Here is a 20,300-nt window from a genome sequence, read left to right on the forward strand (position 1 = left end):
CAGTAACCGCTCAGAACTTCCACAGGATGTTGCCGAGTATCGCGTTGTCGCGCACGCCGCTGCCGTACTGGCCGCTGTACGTGAGGCCGAGTGTCAGGCGCTTCGTGATGTTCGCGTCGATGCCGGCCTCGAGCACGGCGCTGTCGCGAGCAATCGGCACGCCCGATACCTGGAACGACGTGCCGCCATTCGCGAACGTGAACGCCGATGACGGCGTCACGTTGCCGAACGCATGCCGCCAGCCGACCGTCCCGCGTGCGGTGAACGTGCCGCTCGCGATCGAGCCGAGCTGCGACGCCGCGCGCACGCCGAGGGTCGAGAAGCCGACGTGCGTCGTCTCGCCGCCGGCGCGCAGCGCGGCCGCGCCACCGGTTTCCGTATAGCCGTCGGTGTGCAGGTTCACATACGCGAGGCCCGCGAACGGTTCGATCGCCACGGGCCCGACCGGCAGCGCGTAGCCGACTTCGCCGAACACCTGCGCCGAATTCGCGTCGTAGCCGGCCGAATCGTGATCGGAGAAGCCCGCGAAGCCCGGCGAACGGTCGCTGTTGATCCGGTACCACGTGTACGACGCGCCGCCGCGCACACCGAGCGCGCCGTACTGCGCGCCGCCGTACAGCGACAGGTAGTAGCTGTTCACCGACGCCGACGAACTCTGGTCATTGTCGAGCGAGCTGTGCGTGACACCCGCGGCCAGGCCCGCCCGCCACTTGTCGTTGAGCGCCATGTCGGCACCGGCGATGAAGCCCGTCATGCTGCGGTTGACCGTCGACGCGTTGCCGTCGCCGGTGAGCCGGCTGCGGCCGCCGAACGCCTGCCCCCAGACGACCGGCTGGTAAGGCGTGCCGCCGTAGCAGCCGTCGCGCGAGCCGATCCGGCGTTCCGGCGGCAGCGTCGGGTCGACCGCGCCGGCCGTGTTGTCGCCGCACAAGGCCGCGCCCCCCGACGACAGCGCCGCGAGCGGGCCCGATCCCGGCGCGAGGCCCTGGCGGACACGATCGGTCACCGCGTCGCGCACATAGCGGCTGTCGAGCAGCAGCATGCTCTTCAGGCTCGCCTGCAGTTCACCGTCGAGCATCCCGTAGGCGCGGCGTGCGGTCGTCGCATCGGTCGTCACCACGGCGTCGTACAGCGGGTTGCCGGCGCCGAGCCCGCCGAGCGCGCCCGCGACCGAGCGCTGGTTCGGCGTCGTCGCGACATCGGGAAACGCGGTACCGTTCGAGACCAGCCGCAGGTACACGTGATCCGGATCGTAGCTGAGCGTCGGCGCGAGGAACGCGTAGTTCGCATTCACCTGGCTGAACGTGCCCTGCACGCCCGCCCCTGCGGAGAGGATCGTATAGGTCGTGCTCGGCTGGTAGCCGCTCTGGTTCGCGAGCACCTGCACGGTGCCGCCGTTCAGCGTCGCCGTGCCGCTTGCCGCGAGACTGCCGCTTTGCTGCGGCGAGGCCGCGACCTGGAACGTCGAGCCCGGCTGGAACGTGACGTTGCCGCCCACGTTCAGCGCCGCGCCCGGCTGCGACGCGGCCGCCGTCGCGCCGCCCTGCACCACGAGGCCGCCGATCGTGCCGGTGCCCGTGACCGTCGCACCGTTCTGCACGGTCACGGTCGACTGTCCGAGCGAACCGTTCACGGCGAGCGTGCCCGCGCTGACCGTGGTCGGGCCGCTCAGCGTGCTGGTGCCCGTCAGCGTCAGTTGCCCGCTGCCGGCCTGCGTGAGCGAACCCGCACCGGACAGCACGCTTGCGATCGTCACGTTGCCGGATTGGTTGACGATCAGCGCGCCGTTGTCGACGACATTGCCGGCGATGCTTCCCGACGTGCCGCCGTTGCCGAGTTGCAGCGCGCCGCCGGCCGTGATGGTGGTGCCCCCCGTGTACGTGTTCGCGCCCGTCAGCGTCTGGATGCCGGTGCCGGCGATCGTCACGCCGCCCGTGCCGCCGATCGTCCCGCCGAACGTGCCGTTGCCGCTGCCGTTCAACGTCAGCGCATTGGCGCCGAGATTGACGGTCGCGCCGGCCGCGCCGTTCAACGTACCGATCGTCTGCGCGCCTGTCGCGCCGCTCGCGTCGAACGTCGCCCCTGCGCCCGCGAGATTCACCGCGCCCGTCGACGCAAGGCTGCCGCCCGCGCCAAGTGCCAGCGTGCTGCCGCCGTTGATGGTCGTGCCACCCGTGTAGGTGTTCGCGCCCGTCAGCGTCTGCGTGCCGGTGCCCGCGAACGTCACGCCGCCCGCGCCGCCGATCGCGCCACCGAACGTGCCGTTGCCGCTGCCGTTCAGCGTGAGCGCATTCGTGCCGAGGGTCACGTTCGTGCCGGCGCCGCCGTTCAGCGCACCAATCGTCTGTGCCCCCGTCGCGCCGCTCACGTTGAACGTCGCCCCCGTGCCGGCCAGATTCACCGTGCTGCCCGACGCGAGGCTGCCGCCCGCACCGAGCGCCAACGTGCTGCCGCCGTTGATGGTCGTGCCGCCCGTGTAGGTGTTCGCGCCCGTCAGCGTTTGCGTGCCGGCGCCCGCGAACGTCACGCTGCCGGTGCCGCCGATCGCGCCGCCGAACGTGTTGTTGCCGCTGCCGTTCAGCGTGAGCCCATTCGCGCCGAGGTTCACGTTCGTGCCGGTGCCGCCGGACAGCGTGCCGAGCGTCTGCGCGCCCGATGCGCCGCTCAGGTTGAGCGTTGCGCCCGTGCCGGCCAGATTCACTGCGCTACCCGACGCGAGGCTGCCGCCCGCGCCGAGCGCCAGCGTGCTTCCACCGTTGATCGTCGTGCCGCCCGTGTACGTGTTCGCCCCCGTCAGCGTCTGTGTGCCGGCGCCCGCGAACGTCACGCTGCCGGTGCCGCCGATCGCGCCGCCGAATGTCCCGCCGCTTCCGTTCAACGTCAGTGCGTTGCCGCCGAGGTTCACGTTCGTGCCGCCCGCGCCGTTCAACGCACCGAGTGTCTGCGCACCCGTCGCGCCGCTCACGTCGAACGTCGCCCCTGTGCCGGCCAGATTCACCGTGCTGCCCGACGCGAGGCTGCCGCCCGCACTCAATGCCAGCGTGCTGCCACCGTTGATCGTCGTACCGCCCGTGTAGGTATTCGCGCCCGTCAGCGTCTGCGTGCCGGCGCCCGCGAACGTCACGCTGCCGGTGCCGCCGATCGCGCCGCCGAACGTGTTGTTGCCGCTGCCGTTCAGCGTGAGTCCATTCGCGCCGAGGTTCACGTTCGTGCCTGCGCCGCCGGACAGCGTGCCGAGCGTCTGCGTGCCCGATGCGCCGCTCAGGTTGAGCGTTGCGCCCGTGCCGGCCAGATTCACCGCGCTGCCCGACGCGAGACTGCCGCCCGCGCCGAGCGCCAGCGTGCTGCCGCCGTTGATGGTCGTGCCGCCCGTGTACGTGTTCGCCCCCGTCAGCGTCTGCGTACCGGTACCCGCGAACGTCACGCTGCCGGTGCCGCCGATCACGCCGCCGAACGTGCCGTTGGTGCTGCCGTTCAACGTCAGCGCATTGGCGCCCAGGTTCACGCTCGTGCCGCCGATGCCGCTCAGCGTGCCGAGTATCTGCGGGCCCGATGCGCCGCTCAGGTTGAACGTCGCGCCCGTGCCGGCCAGGTTCACCGTGCTACCCGTCGCGAGGCTGCCGCCCGCGCCCAACGCGAGCGTGCTGCCGGCATCGATCGTCGTGCCGCCCGTGTAGGTATTCGCCCCCGTCAGCGTCTGCGTGCCGGTGCCCGCGAACGTCACCCCCCCGGTGCCGCCGATCGCACCACCGAACGTGCCGCTGGCAGTCCCGCTCAACGTCAACCCGTTCGCGCCCAGATCCACGTTCGTATTGGCCGCGCCATTCAACGCACCGATCGTCTGCGTGCCCGATGCGCCGCTCAGGTTGAACGTCGCGCCCGCGCCGGCGAGATTCACCGCGCCGCCCGACGCGAGGCTGCCGCCCGCACCCAGCGCCACCGTGCTGCCACCGTTGATCGTCGTACCGCCCGTGTAGGTATTCGCACCCGTCAGCGTCTGCGTGCCGGTACCCGCGAACGTCACGCTGCCGGTGCCACCGATCACGCCGCCGAACGTGCCGTTGGTGCTGCCGTTCAACGTCAGCGCATTCGCGCCCAGGTTCACGCTCGTGCCGTCGATACCGCTCAGCGTGCCGATCGCCTGCGGGCCTGATGCGCCGCTCAGGTTGAACGTCGCACCCGTGCCGGCGAGATTCACCGCACTGCCCGATGCGAGGCTGCCGCCCGCGCCCAACGCCAGTGTGCTGCCGCCGTTGATGGTCGTGCCGCCCGTATAGGTGTTCGCACCCGTCAGCGTCTGCGTGCCGGTGCCCGCGAACGTCACGCTGCCGGTGCCGCCGATCACGCCGCCGAACGTGCCGCTGGCGGTGCCGCTCAGCGTCAGCCCGTTCGCGCCCAGATCCACGTTCGTACTGGCCGCGCCATTCAACGCGCCGATCGTCTGCGGGCCCGATGCGCCGCTCAGGTTGAACGTCGCGCCCGCGCCGGCGAGATTCACTGCGCCGCCCGACGCGAGGCTGCCGCCCGCACCCAGCGCCAGCGTGCTGCCACCGTTGATCGTCGTGCCACCCGTGTACGTATTGGCGCCCGTCAGCGTCTGCGTGCCGGTACCCGCGAACGTCACGCTACCGGCGCCGCCGATCACGCCGCCGAACGTGCCATTGGTGCTGCCGTTCAACGTCAGCGCATTCGCACCGAGGTTCACGTTCGTGCCGGCCACCCCGGTCAGCGCGCCGATCGCCTGCGGGCCCGATGCGCCGCTCAGGTTGAACGTCGCGCCCGTGCCGGCGAGGTTCACCGTACCCGTCGACGCGAGACTGCCGCCCGCGCCGAGCGCCAGCGTGCTGCCGCCGTTGATCGTCGTGCCGCCCGTGTACGAGTTCGTGCCGGACAGCGTTTGCGTGCCCGTGCCGGCCACGGTCAGGCCGCCGGTGCCTCCGATCGTGCCGCCGAAATTGCCGCTGGCGGTGCCGCTCAGCGTCAGCCCGTTCGCGCCGAGGCTCACGGCCGAGCCGGCGACGCCGCTCAGCGCGCCGATCGTCTGTGCGCCCGTCGCGCCGCTCAGGTCGAGCGTCGCGCCCGCACCGGCCACGTTCACCGCACCCGTCGCCGCCAGGCTGCCGCCGGCACCGAGCGCCAGCGTGCCCGCGTTGATCGTCGTGCCCCCCGTGTAGTTGGCCGCGCTCGTCAGCGTCGTCGTCGCCGCGCCGTTCTTCACGAGGGCACCCGCGCCGGTGATGCCGCCGTTCAACGTGAGCGCGTTGCTGCCGCCGAGCGTCAGCGTCGCGCCGGTGCCGAGATTGACCGCGTTGTTGACCGACAGGCTCGCGCTCGTGTCGAGCGTCGCCGCGCCGCCGACGTTCAGCGCGCCGCCGCCGAGCGCCCCGTTGTTGCCGAGCACCAGGCCGCCGCTGTTCAGGTTCGTGCCGCCCGTATAGACGTTCGCGCCCGTCAGGGTCTGCGTGCCGGTACCGGCCAGCGTCAGGCTGCCGGTGCCGCCGATCACGCCGCTGAAGGTGCCGCTGGCGGTCCCGCCCAGCGTCAGCCCGTTGCCGCCCATGTTGACGGCCGTCCCCGCGACACCCGACAGCGCACCGATCGTCTGGGCGCTGGTCGCCGTGCCCAGGTCGAGCGCCGCGCCCGCGCCTGCCAGGTTCACCGCGCCCGTCGCCGCCAGGCTGCCGCCGGCGCCCACCGCCAGCGTGCCCGCGTTGATCGTCGTGCCGCCCGTGTAGGTGTTCGCACCCGTCAGCGTCGTGGTCGCCGGGCCGTTCTTCAAGAGACCGCCCGCGCCGGAAATGCCGCCGCTCAACGCGAGCGCATTGCTGCCGCCCAGCGTCAGCGTCGAACCGTTGCCAAGACTGACCGCGTTGGCGACCGACACGTTCGTGTTCGTGTCGAGCGTCGCCGCGCCCGCGACGTTCACCGTGCCGGTACCGAGCGCGCTGTTGTTGCCGAGTACCACGCTGCTGCCGCCGCTCAGGTTCGTGCCGCCCGAGTAGGTGCTCGCGCCGTTCAGCGTCTGCGTGCCGGTGCCGGCCAGCGTCAGGCTGCCGGTGCCGCCGATCGCACCGCTGAAGGTGCCGCTGGCGGTTCCGCCCAGCGTCAGCGCGTTACCGCCCAGTGCGACGTTCGTCCCGGCGACACCGGACAGCGCACCGATCGACTGCGCACCGGTCGCGGCGCTCACGTCGAGCGTCGCACCCGCACCGGCCAGGTTCACCGCGCCCGTCGCCGCAAGGCTGCCGCCCCCGCTGATCGCCAGCGTGCCCGCGTTGATCGTCGTGCCGCCCGTGTAGGTGTTCGCGGCCGTCAACGTCGTGGTCGCCGCGCCGTCCTTCACGAGCCCGCCCGCGCCGGCGATGCCGCCGTTCAGCGTGAGGGCATTGCTGCCGCCCAGTGTCAGCGTCGAACCGGTGTTGAGGTTGACGGCGTTGTTGACCGACAGGTTCGTGCTCGTATCGAGCGTCGCCGCGCCGCCGACGGTCAGCGCGCCCGTGCCGAGCGCCGCATTGTTGCCGAGCACCAGGCCGCCTGCGTTCAGGGTCGTGCCGCCGGCGTAGTTGTTCGCGCCGGACAGCGTCACCGTCGCCGCGCCGTTCTTCACGAGACCGCCGCCACCCGACACCGTGCCGCTCAGGCCCAGATTGGTGCTGCCGGCAAGCGTCAGCGTCGTGCCGGCGGCGATGTTGACACCGTTCGCGAGCGATACGTTGGTGGTCGCGTCGAGCGTCGACGAGCCGTTCACGTTCACCGCGCCGAGGCCGAGCGCCGTATTGCTGCCGACGGAGAGGTTGCCGCCGTTCAGGTTCGTTCCGCCCGTGTACACGTTGGCGCCGGTCAACGTCTGCGTGCCCGTGCCCGACAGCGTCACGCCGCCCGTGCCGCCGATCGTGCCCGCGTACGTCGCATTGCCGCTGCCGTTCAACGTCAGCGAATTGCCGCCGAGGTTCACGGCCGAGCCGGCCGCGCCCGCCAGCGCGCCGACCGTCTGCGTGCCCGACGCGTTGCTCAGGTCGAACGTCGCGCCCGCGCTGCTCAGGTTCACCGTGCCGGATGCCGCGAGGCTGCCGCCGGCACCCAGCGCGAGCGTGCCGCTGTTGATCGTCGTGTCGCCGGTGTAGGTGTTCGTGCCCGTCAGCGTCAGCGTTGCCGCACCGTTCTTCACGAGGCCGCCGTTGCCGTTGATGCTGCCGGCCAGTCCGAGATTGTTGCTGCCGCCGACCGTCAGCGCGGTGCCCGTAGCGAGATTGACGGTGTTGTTGAGCGTCGCGTTCGTACTCGAGTCGAGTGTGGCCGAGCCGTTGACGTTCAGTGCACCGGTGCCGAGCGACGCATTGTTGCCGACCACGAGGCCGCCCGCGTTCAGGTTCGTGCCGCCCGTGTAGTTGTTCGCGCCGGACAGCGTCAGCGTGCCGCTGTCGTTCTTCGTCAGCGCGCCGCCGCCCGATACCGTGCCCGACAGCGTGAGCCCGGTCGAACCCTGCACCGTCAGGCCGCCCGCGCCGAGGCTCACGTTGTTGCTGACGTTGAGCCCGACCGCACCCGCCTGCAGCGCGCCGCCGGTGGCCGTGATGGTGCCGGTGCCGAGCGACGCGTTGTTGTTGATGATCGCCACGCCGCCCGCGAGCGTCGCGTCCTGCGCGGTCGACGCGCCGTTGATCGTCCAGTTGCCGCTCTGGACATCGACGTGATTGAAGTTGATGTAGTTGTTGGCCGCGATCGTGCCGTTCGCGCTCGCCCCCTGTTGCAGCTTGAGCGTGTTGTCACCGCCCGCGCCGCCGTCGACCGTGCCCGTCGCCGCGATACCGAGCGTGATCGGGCCGACCGTGATGTTCAGTGCGCCCCCGGTGCCGCCCGCCGTGTTGACCGACGAGCCCGTCACGGCGGTGAACGCGTTCGTGCTGTTCGCGCCCATCGACACGCTGCCGTTGATCGTGCCCGAGTTGACGAACGTATTGCCCGCCCCGGGCGTGCCGTTCGAACCGAGCGACACGCGGCCGGTGATCGTCCCGCTGTTCGTCATGTTGACCGTGGCGCCGCCGTACGCGGCGACCACGGGCGCATCCGCGCCGGTGAGGGTCGCGCCGACCAGCGGGTTCGAGCCGATCGTGCCGGTGTTGTTGATCGTCGACGTGCCGCCCGTGCCGTTCTGGACCGACAGCGCCATGCCCGTCACGCCGCTGATCGCCACGCCGGTCGAGCCGTTCATCGTGCCGTTGTTGACGACGGTGGTGCCGGCGCTCGCCGCCGCGTTGCCGATCACCGTGCCGCTCGACAGCACGCCGAGGCCGGTGCCGAGCGCCGACGGGTCGATCGTGCCGTTGTTGGTCAGCTGGGTGTTGTTGCCCGTCAGCGACATCGCGGTGCCACCGACGCCGAGCAGCACGCCAACGCTCGCGCCGGCGTTGACGGTGGCATGAACGTTGTTCGCGTTGTTCGAATAGTTCGGCGCCAGCGGGTTGGCGACCCCGGAGCAGGTCACCGTCGTGCCCGCGGTGCTACAGGTCGCATAGGCGGGCACGATACCGGCGCCGGACAGCGCCAGGAAAACACCCGTCGGCAACAGCAATTTCGGAAACGGTTCGCCGGATTTTTTCGAACGCGCAAGATTCATGCTTTCCCTCGTCATGTTATTGGAATTGGCATTACCGTGAAATCGAACAGCCGGCCGCAGAAAATCGCGGACAAAAGCGTACCCCCGGCTGTCGCGATGCGACGCCGGCTAATTCATGGACGAATCTTTAATTGGCCCTGGCAGGCAGGCGTGAAACTAGTCGAATGACATGTCGGTGGCCCCTGTTTTTTCTGCAGCGATTTTCTGGTTGATTTGATTACCGCCCTGCTTTTGTCAGACAAGGCTAGTTCAAAAAAACAGGCTTTTCCAGTCGATCTTTACCCTTGCATATCAGGGGTGCAGCGAGCGCGTATTTTTTACTTATCGGGGCGCTTCAGACAGGCAATTTCGTATGCCGCTTGCCCGCTAATTTGATATTTATCAAAAAATACGGAAATCAACCGCATCGGTGAAAATACCGATATCGGCGCGATTATCACGATGATTTATTGCAACGCAATATCCGCACGCCCGAAAAATATCGACACGAGATAATCCCCCGCGCCGTCATTTGTCAGACAAAAGGAAGGCAAATCCGACATTTAGCCGATCCTTTGGATTTCCGTCGCGTATCGGTCGAACACCATCCCCGTTACGAAAACAGGCTCATCAGATAAAGCATCGGCCGGAACGAAACCGGCCGCGCATCGGGGTTCACCCACAGCCGCGCCGCATACACCGCATACGCCGGCACTTCGCGCCAGCTCGAATAGACGTCGCGCAACTGGAAACGGCGCGGATACGCGGCGGAGATGTCCGCCCGCGCGATGCCGACGCGCTCGAACGCGAGGCGCGCCCGCGCGAGGTGGTAATACTGGCTGACGATCACCACGCGCGACACGCGATGCGCCTGCAGATAGGCGAGCGTGTGCTGCGCGGTCGCGAGCGTGTTGTCGCCCTGGTCGTCGACCGCGATCCGGTCGGCCGGCACGCCGCGCGCTACGAGATAGTCGCGCATCGCGGTCGCCTCGTTCAGCCCGGGGCCGTCGATCGCGCCGCTGACGAGGAACGCCGGGCACTGCCCCGTGCGGTAGCAGCGCACGCCCACGTCGAGCCGGGCGGCGAGCACGGGCTTCGGCGCGCCGGCCTCGTCGAGCGCGTTGCCGAAGATCACGGCGACGTCGGCCGGCTCGCTCGCCATCCGCATCCCGGACGCGACGAGCACAACGGCCGCGACGATCCAGAGGCACGCGACGACGGCCAGCAGGCGGCCCAGGCGGGCAAACACGCCCCGTTTGGTGTGGTTTTTCAAGGTTTCGGTCTCTCAGGTCGTCGGGCGTAGCGGCTTGCCCCGCCCCGGACGGGCGCGTCACGCTAGCACGATGCGCGTTCGGGTGTCCACGCAACGGACCGATGCCGGACGGCGGACGGCCTTCCCGAAAGTCGACCGGAGACAGCTACCCGGCGAGGCGGGTAAGCAATACGGAGATCGAATGGATGCGCATGCGCGCGCCGCTCGGCGACGCCCGGCCGGCACGACCCGGATCAGTCGACCTGGCACATCGTGAGCCGCCCCATTGCCTCGCCCGCGCCGCGCACCGCGCAGGTGGCCGGCTCGTCGGCGATCCGGGCGACGAGCCCCGTCTCGTCGTACAGCAGGCGTTCGAAATCCGCGAGCAGCGCGCCGCCGCCCGTCAGCACCACGCCGCGATTCGCGATGTCGGTCACGAGCTCGGCCGGCGCGTTCTCCAGCACCGACTTCACCGCGCCGATCACCTGCTTGAGCGGCGCGGCCAGCGCGTCCGCCACGTCGTGGTTGGACAGTTCGATCGAGCGCGGCAGCCCGTCGCCGACACCCCGCCCGACCGCGCGCGTCGACCGGCGCGGCACCGCGCTGGTGGCCGAGCCGATCGTCTGCTTCACGTGTTCGGCCGTCTGTTCGCCGAGCAGCACGCCATACAGGTTGCGCACATGGTTGACGATCGCCGCGTCGAACTGGTTGCCGCCCACGCGAATCGCCTCGCGGTAGACGATGCCGCCGAGCGCGATCACCGCGACTTCGGTCGTCCCGCCGCCGATATCGACGACCATCGAGCCGACCGGCTCGGTCACCGGCAGGCCCGCGCCGAGCCCGGCCGCGAGCGATTCCTCGATCAGTTCGACCTCCGACACACCCGCGGCAAACGCGGCCTCGCGGAGCGCGCGGCGCTCGACGGCCGTCGCGTCGGACGGCACGCACAACGTGACTTCGACGCGACGGCCGAAGCGCGAACGCGTGCGCGACATGTCGATGAAGCTGCGGATCATCTGCTCGGCCGCGTGCGCGTCGGCGATCACGCCGTGCCGCATCGGCCGCACGGCTTCGAGATGCCCTGGTTCACGGCCGAGCAGCGCCTTCGCGAGCTCGCCGACGGCCTCGAGCGTCGGCCGGGCGTCGGTCGCACCGGCACCGGCCTTGCGGAAGCAGACAACCGACGGCTGGTTCAGCACCACGCCGCGTTCGTGCGTATAAATCCGCGTACTCGCCGTTCCAGGGTCGATCGCAACGGGTTGCGCAAACAACTTTCCGAACAGCGGTGTCGACATATCAAACCTTTGTAATCGAACGGACCAGGGCAGCCGCGCTGCATTTCGCGGCGCGTCCATGCCGCCCCATCACGAACTTAGCGGCAAATCGTTCCGATACTTTAGGCAATTCCGATGATTTTTTCGCGAAACAATTGTCAAAAGTGCCGACCAGGACACCTCCGGCTACGCAACAGCCTCTCGCATTGCGCCTGTAAAACACGGTAATCTCTCGGTCTTGCCTGCTCCCGGCAGGCCTCAGACGCCCGATCACGCCAGGTATTTCCTCCATGACAGCGACCGGTTCCTTCCGCTGGGCGCGGGTGCGCCCGCTTTGCACGACGCTCGTCGCCTTCTGGTGCTGCACGGTCGCCGCGCAACCGCTGCCGGCAGCCGACTCCGCCGCCGCCCCGGTCGCTGCCGCCAGCGCGCCGGCTGCCACGCCCGCCGCATCCGGGCACACCTGCGAAGCCGACGGCGGCCCGGCCGGCCGCCCGTCGATCGGCCTCGTGCTGTCCGGCGGCGGCGCGCGCGGCTACGCGCACCTCGGGGTCCTGAAGGTACTGGAAGACAACCGCATCCCGATCGACTGCATCGCGGGCACCAGCATGGGCGCCGTGGTCGGCGGCCTGTACGCGAGCGGCATGGCTGCCGACGAGATGCAGAAGCGGCTGTCGGAGGTCAACCTCGCGGACATCGCATTCGACGTGACGGAGCGCGCGGACCTGCCGCAAACCAGCCGGGAGGACGAGCGCCTGTACATCAACGGGCTGACGCTCGGCTTCGGCAAGAAAGGCGTGAAGGTGCCGGTCGGCCTCGTGCAGGGCAACCGGCTGCAGGCGCTGCTCGCGAACTGGACGGCCGCCGTGCCGACCAACCAGCCGTTCGACCGCCTGCCGATCCCGTACCGCGCGGTCGCGACCGACCTGCAGACGGGCCAGATGGTGGTGCTCGACCGCGGCTCGCTGCCGCTCGCGATCCGCGCGAGCATGGCGATGCCGGGCCTGTTCGCGCCGGCCGAGATCAACGGGCGTGCGCTCGTGGACGGCGGGCTCGTCAGCAACCTGCCCGTCGACACCGCGCGGCAGATGGGCGCGAACGTCGTGATCGCGGTCGACATCGGCTCGCAACTGCGTCCGCTCGACGCGCTCGCGTCGCCGGCCGACGTGATGCAGCAGATGGTCGGCATCCTGATCCGCCAGAACGTGACCGCGCAGCGCAAGCAGCTCGACACGCAGGACGTGCTGCTCACGCCGGACCTCGGCTCGCTCGCGTTCACCGATTTCCAGAACGCGAAGCAGGCGATCGCCGCAGGCGCCGCCGCCGCGACCGCGGCGCTGCCGAAGCTGAAGCGCTTCGCGCTCACGCCGGAACAGTACGCGGCCTACCAGTCCGCGCACGCGCAGCCGCTGCCGCCGCCGATCCGGATCACGCGCATCGACATCAAGACCACCGGCGGCGTGCCGAAGCAGGTCGTCAGCAACGCGCTGCACGTGAAACCGGGCGACACCTACGATCCGAACACGGTCAGCCAGGATCTGCTCGGGCTCACGACCGGCGGCAACTTCGAGAGCGTCACGCAGCAGATCGTGAGCCACGGCGACGAAAACGTGCTCGAGATCGATGCCCGCGAGAAATACTGGGGGCCGAATTTCCTGCTGTTCGGGCTCGGCATGTCGAGCAGTTCGACCGATGAGGGCGGCTTCCGCCTGCACGTCGGCTACCGGCGGCCGTGGCTCACCGAATCCGGGCTCGAATTCCGCGCGGACACGACGATCGGCAGCGACCTGCAATCGGCGCGCATCGAGTTCCGCCAGCCGCTGTCGATGGCCTACGGTGTCTATCTGTCGCCGTACGCGGAATACCAGCGCCGCTACGCGAACCTGTACGACGACACCGGCGACGTGAAGATCACGCAGTACCTGATGCAGACCGCGCGCGCCGGGCTCGATCTCGGCCTGCCGATCGGGCGCCTCGGCGATTTCCGGATCGGCCTCGGTTATGTGACCGGGCACGGCTCGCCGACCTACAACGTGCCGTTCGACGACGGCAGCGGCCGGTCGCTGCTGTGGCCGAGCTTCACGTCGCAGGCGCTGACCGCGCGCGCGCGGCTCGTCATCGACCAGCTCGACGATCCGCTGTTCCCGCGCAAGGGCTATTTCACCGAACTGCGTATCGAACGCTCGCTGGTGTCGCGCAACGGGGGCTCGGCGTCGGACTTCGACGACAGCATCAACAGCGCGCCGTACACCGAGATCTACGGCAAGGCGATGGTCGCGCAGCAGTTCGGCCGGCACAGCGTCAGCGCGACGATCGAAGGCGGCAAGAGCATCGGCGGCACCAACCTGATCAACGCGTTCAATTTCACGCTCGGCGGCTTCCAGCATCTGTCCGCGTATGCGGCCGACCAGCTGAACGGCAACGAGCTCGCGTATGCGCAGGTGACCTACATGAACCAGCTGATGACGTTCAACGCATCGCCGATCAAGGCGCTGTCGGTGGGCGCCAGCGCGGAAGTCGGCAACGTCTGGTCGAGCGGCCAGCAGATCGGCGGCGGTGCGCTCAAGCAGAGCTATACGTTCTTCACGAGCCTGTCGACCGCGTTCGGGCCCGTATACATCGGCGTCGCGCTCGCGCCCGGCGGCCGCCGCAACTTCTACCTGCAGCTCGGCCGTACCTACTGAGCGTGCGCGGATGCCGCTTCGGCGGCCTCCGCGTCTGCCTCGCGCCGCCCAGCCGGGTCAGAACTCCGCCGCCATCGCGACCGCGCGGGCTTGCGCCCGCTCGATACTGTCGCTTGCGCGTGCCCCCCACGTGTGTTCGACGGTCAGGCTCCTGACCTCGCTCACGCCGATGAACCTCAACCAGAATTCGATGTAATCGGCCTGATGCCGGAAACCGGGATTGTCGGCGCCTGCGCCGGGTTCCCGGCTTTGCCCGCGAACATGGATCACCAGCGCGCGCGGAATCTCCAGCAACGGCGCGTACGCCGTACCGTCGAACGAAAACAGCATGTTCCGCTGGCTGACGAGATCGATCAGCTGCTTGAGCTTGTACGGATAGCCGAAATTCCACATCGGCACGCCGACGACGATCCGGTCGGCCTCCTGAAAGCGCGTCACGAGCGACTGGATGCGCCGCCAGATCGACTGCTCCGCCTCATCCATCGGCGCGTTGGCGACGCCCTTGTACTTGGCGCCGATCGCCTCGCTGTCGAAGTCCGGCAAGTCCTCCTCCCAGACATTCAGCGTATCGACGTCGATCGTGGCGCCCGTCTCCCGGTACGCATCGACAAAGGCAGTGGCGACCGCGATCGAAGCCGACCTGGCGCCGCGGGGAGAAGACACGATATTCAACAGCCGCATGATGGGTGACCCGGACAGGAATGCATGAACAAGGGGCGGCCATCGCGGCGGCCCCGGCTTCACTGCTGCGTCGCGGGCCGCCCGCCTGCGCTGCTGGGATCGGCCCGTCGATATAGTTGCAATTGCAATCGTAATGCAAAGCGCGTGCGCGTGGCAAACGAATCGCCACGCGATTGCGGTGTGGGAAGGCATCGAGATGGGGAAGGTGCGGCGGGAACGGCCGGCGACGCGCCCGAATCCGGCGCGCGCGGCTGTGTGCTGTCGTGGTGTGGTGACTAACGAGGCTCGGCGCCCGCGACGTGTATCGCTAGACCGGCCAGCTGATCTCGAAGCGCGCGCCGCCGAGCTCGACGGGATCGACGACCGCGATCCGGCCGTTGTGCGCATGGAGCACCTGTCGCGTGATCGACAGGCCGAGGCCATAGCCGCCGGTGCGGCGGTCGAGGCGCACGAATGCGTCGAAGATTCGCTCGCGTTCGCTCTCCGGCACGCCGGGGCCGTCATCCTCGACGAAGATCCCGATGTTGCCGTGCACGAGCGAGATCCCGACGACGATCCGCGATTTCGCGTACTTGCTCGCGTTGCGCAACAGGTTGCGCATCGCATACGACATCAGCCGCCGGTCCATCTTCACGCGCAGGTCCGATGCGATCGCGATGCGCGACTCGATCGCGCGCTCCGGATACAGCAGCTGCGCATCGCTGACCTGATGCTCGAACCACGCGACGGGGGCCGTCATCTCGAGGTTCGACTGCAGCGAGCTGTATTCGAGCCGTGCATACGTGAGGCTCATGTCGATCAGCTCTTCGAGCTCGGTCACGTCCTGCGCGATGCTCTCGAGCGCGCCCTGGTATTCGGCCGCGGAACCCGGTTCGCGCAGCATTTCGAGCGCGAACCGCACGCGCGCGAGCGGCGTGCGCAGCTCATGCGAGATCCCGTTCGTCAGGTCGCGCTGCGCGGCGATCAGCCGTTCCATGCGCATCGCGAGCGCATTCAGCGTCCGCGCGAGCGGGCCGATGATCACGCTGTGCGATTCGCGCGCACGCGTGTTGAAGCGCCCGCCCGTGAAGTCGATCGCGCGCTCGCGCACCATCACGAGATCCGACCACACGGGCCGCATCCACCGGTACGCCGCGAGCGCGGGTGCGGCGAACACGAAGACGAGCACGATCCAGATGTCGCCGGGCAGCGAGTCGAACGCATGCCACACGACCTGCGGGGACAATTCGACGCACAGCGCGAGCGCCGGCACGAGCGCGGTCAGCAGCACGAGGCCGAGCAGATGCAGGTACGTGCGCACGTAAAGGCGCGACCAGCTCGGGATGCGGTCGGCGCGCGTGTCGGTCCACGCGCGGCGGAAATGCAGCCAACGCCACTTCACGTAGCGCAGCGTCGGCAGCGGCGGTGCATCGGGGTGCGAACGGGTTCGTCGGATCATCTCGGCTCCCGGCCGGCGGGTGGAATGCCCGCGCGGAACGTGACGGCGTCGTGCGACCGCCGCGTCATTCCCACGCGTGCTTGCTGAATTGGTAACCCTTGCTGCGGATCGTCTTGATCCGCTGCGGGTTGCTCGCGTCGTCGCGCAGCTTGCGGCGCAGCTTCGAGATGCGCCCGTCGATCGTGCGGTCGAGGCCGTCGAATTCGACGCCGCGCAACTGCAGCATCAGGTCGTCGCGGCTGACGACTTCGCCCGCATGGCAGACGAGCGCCCACAGCAGGTCGAATTCGGCCGACGTCAGGTCGGGCGTGCTGCCGTCGGGCAGCACGACGGAGCGGTCGGTGCGGTCGATCGAGAACTTGCCGAACGCGTAGCGCTCGGGTTGCGGCGCGGTGCTCTCGGTCACGCGCGCGGGCGCGCGGCGCAGCTGGGCCTTGATCCGCGCGAGCAGGATGCGCGGCTCGACCGGCTTGTGCACGTAGTCGTCCGCGCCGAACTCGAGGCCGAGCAGTTCGTCGAACGGCTCGTCGCGGGCCGTCACCATGATGATCACGCCGTCGTACTGCTTGCGTGCCTCGCGGCAGATTTCGAAGCCGTCCTTGCCCGGCAGGTTCACGTCGAGAATGACGAGATCGGGACGAATGGACAGGATCGCCGGCACTGCGGCGTCACCATGCAGCACAGTGTCGACTTCGTAGTCGTTCTTGCGCAGGTAGCCGGCGATCAGCGTGGACAGGCGGGTGTCGTCTTCGACGAGCAGGATGCGAAAAGACATGGGCAGCGGTCGGGTCATCGGGGAAGCCGCGGCGGCGGCGCCGGCCCGTGCCGGACGCCGGCCATTGGCCGAAACGTACCGCATGATACTGCGCCGGCCGATTGCCTGTTCAGAGGTCTTGAAAATAAGGGTTCGATATCGTCCGAGCTTGACGAATCGGCGCCGGGACGGTTCCATACGGGCTCGCCTGAATCCGGCCACTCACCTACCCGCCTGACTTGATGAATTACCAGACGATCCTCGAACGCATCCATACCGAACTCGCCCCCTGGATTGGCCAGGGCCGGGTTGCCGACTACATCCCCGAACTCGCGAAAGTGCCTGCCGACAAGTTCGGGATGGCCGTCGTGACGCTGGACGGAAACGTTTGCACGGTGGGCGATGCGTACGAGCGCTTCTCGATCCAGAGCATCTCGAAGCTGTTCGCGTGCACGCTCGCGTTCCAGCTGCTCGGCGACGAACTGTGGGAACGGGTCGGCCGCGAGCCGTCCGGCAACGCGTTCAATTCGCTGGTCCAGCTCGAGAGCGAGCGCGGCAAGCCGCGCAATCCGTTCATCAACGCCGGGGCACTGGTCGTCACTGACGTGCTGTGCCGCCGCTTCGTGAAGGCCGAGACGGCGCTGGTCGAATTCGTGCGGCGGCTGATCGGCGCGAACGACATCGACTACGATTCGCGCGTCGCGCAGTCGGAGCTGCAGCACGCGGAACGCAACCGCGCGATGGCGCACTTCATGGCGAGCTTCGGCAACATGCAGATGCCGCCCGACACGGTGATCGACGCGTATTGCCGCCAGTGCGCGATCACGATGAACTGCGTCGAGCTCGCGCGCGCCGCGCTGTTTCTCGCGAACGGCGGCGTCGCGCCGGTCACCGGCGAGCGGATCGTCGATTCGAGTTCCGCGAAGCGGCTGTCGGCGCTGATGCTGACTTGTGGCACCTACGATGCGGCGGGGGATTTCGTGTATCGCGTCGGGTTGCCTGCGAAGAGTGGCGTCGGCGGCGGGATCGTCGCGGTGCTGCCGGGCGAGATGGCCGTGTGCGTGTGGGCGCCGGGGCTCGATGCGAACGGGAACTCGCTGGCGGGGACGTTGGCGCTGGAGTGGTTGACGACTTATTCGGGAAGGTCGATTTTTTGACGCGGCGGGGTTAGGCGAGCGCCACCTGGCACAACGGCGGCAGAGTCATATCGGCGCATGCGCTTGATGGGGAATTCGGCCATCGGCTGCGATCGACCCAACTGGGCCGCACAAAACGCCGACCTCCAAAGGGCCGTTTCCGAAGGTAAAACGGTCACTCGCATGCAGGCCGATGTCGATTCGGTGCAAGCCGAGCCGCTAGAAATTGTGCGCCACGCCGACCATGAACATGTCCTGGTCCTTGTCGTTGCCGGTTGCGACACGATTAAAGCGTAAGCTCGCCGCCCAATCGTTCGTTACCTGATAGGTCACCTGCGCGCTGAGCAAGGCATTCAGTCTCGTTTTACTCGCGACCTCGTCCCGATCATGCGAGAGATACGGGCCCACACCTGCCGAAAGCGTCCATTTGCTCTTGATCGGCGCGACATACCAGAATTGCGCCGCCACACCTCTTCGGCCGGCGACGCCGTTATTGCCTTCGTAGACGAAGCTCGCCGAATAGGCCCACGCATTGCCGAGCGGCCGCTTGACTTCGACCATATACCCTTTTTCGATGGGCACTTGGGGACGGTTCGTCTGCGATGTCCCGGCCCAAACGCCAACCTGCGTCTTGCCGTCCGAAAAAGCCGGGCCAGGATCGCCGCCAAAATCCGAGCCGATGCCGAAGAGCACCGCGTCGGAGTTGAATCCGTCGATCATCTGCACGTGGTTGTACTGCACCTTGAGGAAGAAGCGGTTGGGAACGACGTAATAGCGCACCGCTGCCGAGGCGCGCACGCCCCATCGCTTTTCATTGCGCGGCTGGTCGTTGACATGTGTCGTGTCCATGCTGAAATACGGCCCCGCCGACAACTCGAGCGCCAGGCGATCGCCGACCGGCCAACGAAACGAACCTATGGCGGCGAAGCCGTCACGGTGGTGATCGAGGGGATGCCCCTCGTTCAGATACGCGAGGTAGACCGAGAGGTAGTCATTCAAGACATCGCCGAAGCCGACTTCGTACGCACGCCAATGCATATCGCCGCCGTTGGTCGCGCGTCCGTCGCCATACACCGCATAGACGTTGATCGTTCTTTCCGATGGCTTGAACCCGGTCGGCACGCTCGACGGACTGTCCTCCGCGTACGCGAGGCCTGCGCCTGCCAGACATCCCAGACCGGCGATCGAGCTTGCGAGGACGAAGCGCGAATAGATGCGACGGCACTGTCCCATTTGGACACCCCCTCACCTTGGTAACCGCGATTTCTCGCGCAAGTTGATGACGATTATAGGCAGCCTCGGGTAATAGGGGTAATAGGGGCAATCCGCACAACTTCGGCCGCTGCTCCTGATAGGCAAAGGTCGGGCGGCCATGATCCGATCCGTCGTCATCGCTGAATTCCGGATTCAGCTATCGGCTATCGTCGGAGACGATGAAGGCGACCGCCAGTACATTGCCGGCCGGCAGGAATGCGACGCCGGCGTGACGGTCGCCGGCTCGCAACACGATAAAACCTACGAAAATCGCATCGGCAGCCGACCCGATTTTCCGGTACAAATCGGGGACGCTGACATTCCTCACGGGCTATCGGAGACTCTCGTTCATGACTCGGCAACACGCATCGGATATCGCAACGACCACCCGCACGAACCCCGGCGACAGCCCGTCCGCGCCGGTTCCCGCCATCGTGCCGTCGAGCACCGCGCTGCTCGTCATGCATTACCAGACCGACATCCTCGGCCTCTTTCCGTCCGTCGCGCCCGAATTGCTCGCCAATACGCGCCGGCTCTGCGATGCGGCGCGGGCCGGCGGCATCGGCGTCTGGTTCGCGAACCTCCGGTTCAGCCCCGGTTATCCGGAAGTCAGCCCGCGCAACAAGAACGGCCAGGGCATCAAGCAGCTCGGCCGCTTCATCAACGACGGCCCGTGCCCGGAACTCGGCCGGCAGCCCGACGAGCCGCTGATCGTCGCGCACCGCGCCAGCGTGTTCTTCGGCACCGATCTGGAGGCGCGGCTGGTCGAGCAAGGTGTCGATTCACTGATCATGGTCGGCATCGCGTCGACGGGCGTGATGCTGTCGTCGATCGCCCACGCGAGCGATGCGGACTTCCGCTTGTACACGGTCAAGGACTGCTGCTACGACCCGGATCCGGTGGTTCACGAGCATCTGTTCGCCACCGCCTTCGAATCGCGCACGACGGTGCTGTCGCTCGCGGACGCGTTGCGGCTGCTCAAGTAAACAAGCGATCGCGCGAGCGATGCGAAAGACCGGCCGCGACTGCGCGCCGTGCTCGCACGGCCCGACGGTATCGTCGAGAGAGCCAGTGGCGATGCGTCGAACGTCGACGAAGCCGCGCACGCGGCCATGCGATGGTTCGGCACACCCTGCGCCAGGCGTTGAACGCTACCGCTCTTCGTCTGAAGAATCCGGTGTATATTGCCGCCGATACGCCTGCATGCGCGCCATCGACGGCGCGCCCGACC

Annotated in this window: 10 protein-coding genes and 1 pseudogene; 4 read left to right on the top strand and 7 right to left on the bottom strand. The window is 68.1% G+C overall.

Annotated elements, in window-relative coordinates:
- Positions 1-10 precede the first annotated feature (10 nt).
- From QZM35_RS16135 to QZM35_RS16145, 3 genes are all read right to left on the bottom strand, one after another.
- Complete coding sequence (locus tag QZM35_RS16135) at positions 11-8,617, bottom strand: autotransporter-associated beta strand repeat-containing protein (protein WP_301776354.1); 8,607 nt, start codon at positions 8,615-8,617, stop codon at positions 11-13.
- A gap of 592 nt (positions 8,618-9,209) precedes the next feature.
- A complete protein-coding gene (locus QZM35_RS16140) occupies positions 9,210-9,869 on the bottom strand; it encodes a YdcF family protein (protein WP_301776355.1) in 660 nt (219 codons plus the stop codon).
- Positions 9,870-10,102: 233 nt separating this feature from the next.
- Positions 10,103-11,143, bottom strand: coding sequence for a rod shape-determining protein (locus QZM35_RS16145; protein ID WP_089426971.1), 1,041 nt, complete (start codon positions 11,141-11,143; stop codon positions 10,103-10,105).
- Between the two features lie 269 nt (positions 11,144-11,412).
- On the opposite strand from QZM35_RS16145, the gene QZM35_RS16150 reads away from it, so the two are divergent.
- Positions 11,413-13,806, top strand: a complete 2,394-nt coding sequence (locus QZM35_RS16150; RefSeq protein ID WP_089433039.1) for a patatin-like phospholipase family protein — start codon at positions 11,413-11,415, stop codon at positions 13,804-13,806.
- 57 nt (positions 13,807-13,863) lie between these two features.
- Here the strand turns inward: QZM35_RS16150 and QZM35_RS16155 are convergent, their stop codons facing one another.
- The 3 genes from QZM35_RS16155 to QZM35_RS16165 all read right to left on the bottom strand — a co-directional run bounded on the left by QZM35_RS16155 (position 13,864) and on the right by QZM35_RS16165 (position 16,700).
- On the bottom strand, positions 13,864-14,487 hold the full coding sequence (locus QZM35_RS16155; RefSeq protein WP_089426969.1) for an FMN-dependent NADH-azoreductase: 624 nt from the start codon (positions 14,485-14,487) through the stop codon (positions 13,864-13,866).
- Between the two features lie 307 nt (positions 14,488-14,794).
- Entirely contained in the window at positions 14,795-15,925 is a 1,131-nt protein-coding gene (locus QZM35_RS16160; protein WP_046548399.1) for an ATP-binding protein, read from the bottom strand.
- Positions 15,926-15,989: 64 nt separating this feature from the next.
- Positions 15,990-16,700 carry a response regulator gene (locus tag QZM35_RS16165; RefSeq protein WP_039366515.1) on the bottom strand — a complete coding sequence of 237 codons (711 nt, stop codon included), beginning with the start codon at positions 16,698-16,700 and terminating at the stop codon, positions 15,990-15,992.
- 221 nt (positions 16,701-16,921) lie between these two features.
- On the opposite strand from QZM35_RS16165, the gene QZM35_RS16170 reads away from it, so the two are divergent.
- Positions 16,922-17,836 carry a glutaminase gene (locus QZM35_RS16170; RefSeq protein ID WP_011354359.1) on the top strand — a complete coding sequence of 305 codons (915 nt, stop codon included), beginning with the start codon at positions 16,922-16,924 and terminating at the stop codon, positions 17,834-17,836.
- 198 nt (positions 17,837-18,034) lie between these two features.
- On the opposite strand, the gene QZM35_RS16175 is transcribed toward QZM35_RS16170, so the two are convergent.
- A complete protein-coding gene (locus QZM35_RS16175) occupies positions 18,035-19,048 on the bottom strand; it encodes a hypothetical protein (RefSeq protein WP_301776356.1) in 1,014 nt (337 codons plus the stop codon).
- A 371-nt stretch (positions 19,049-19,419) separates the two neighbouring features.
- On the opposite strand from QZM35_RS16175, the gene QZM35_RS16180 reads away from it, so the two are divergent.
- Together QZM35_RS16180 and QZM35_RS38170 are read left to right on the top strand one after the other, a co-directional pair.
- Positions 19,420-20,055: an isochorismatase family cysteine hydrolase gene (locus tag QZM35_RS16180; RefSeq protein WP_301776357.1), complete on the top strand. Its 636-nt coding sequence runs from the start codon at positions 19,420-19,422 to the stop codon at positions 20,053-20,055.
- A 33-nt stretch (positions 20,056-20,088) separates the two neighbouring features.
- A pseudogene (locus tag QZM35_RS38170) lies at positions 20,089-20,217 on the top strand (hypothetical protein); the annotation flags it as partial.
- Positions 20,218-20,300 lie beyond the last annotated feature (83 nt).

The organism is Burkholderia sp. AU45274 (genome assembly GCF_030482505.1).
Taxonomy (GTDB): Bacteria; Pseudomonadota; Gammaproteobacteria; order Burkholderiales; family Burkholderiaceae; genus Burkholderia.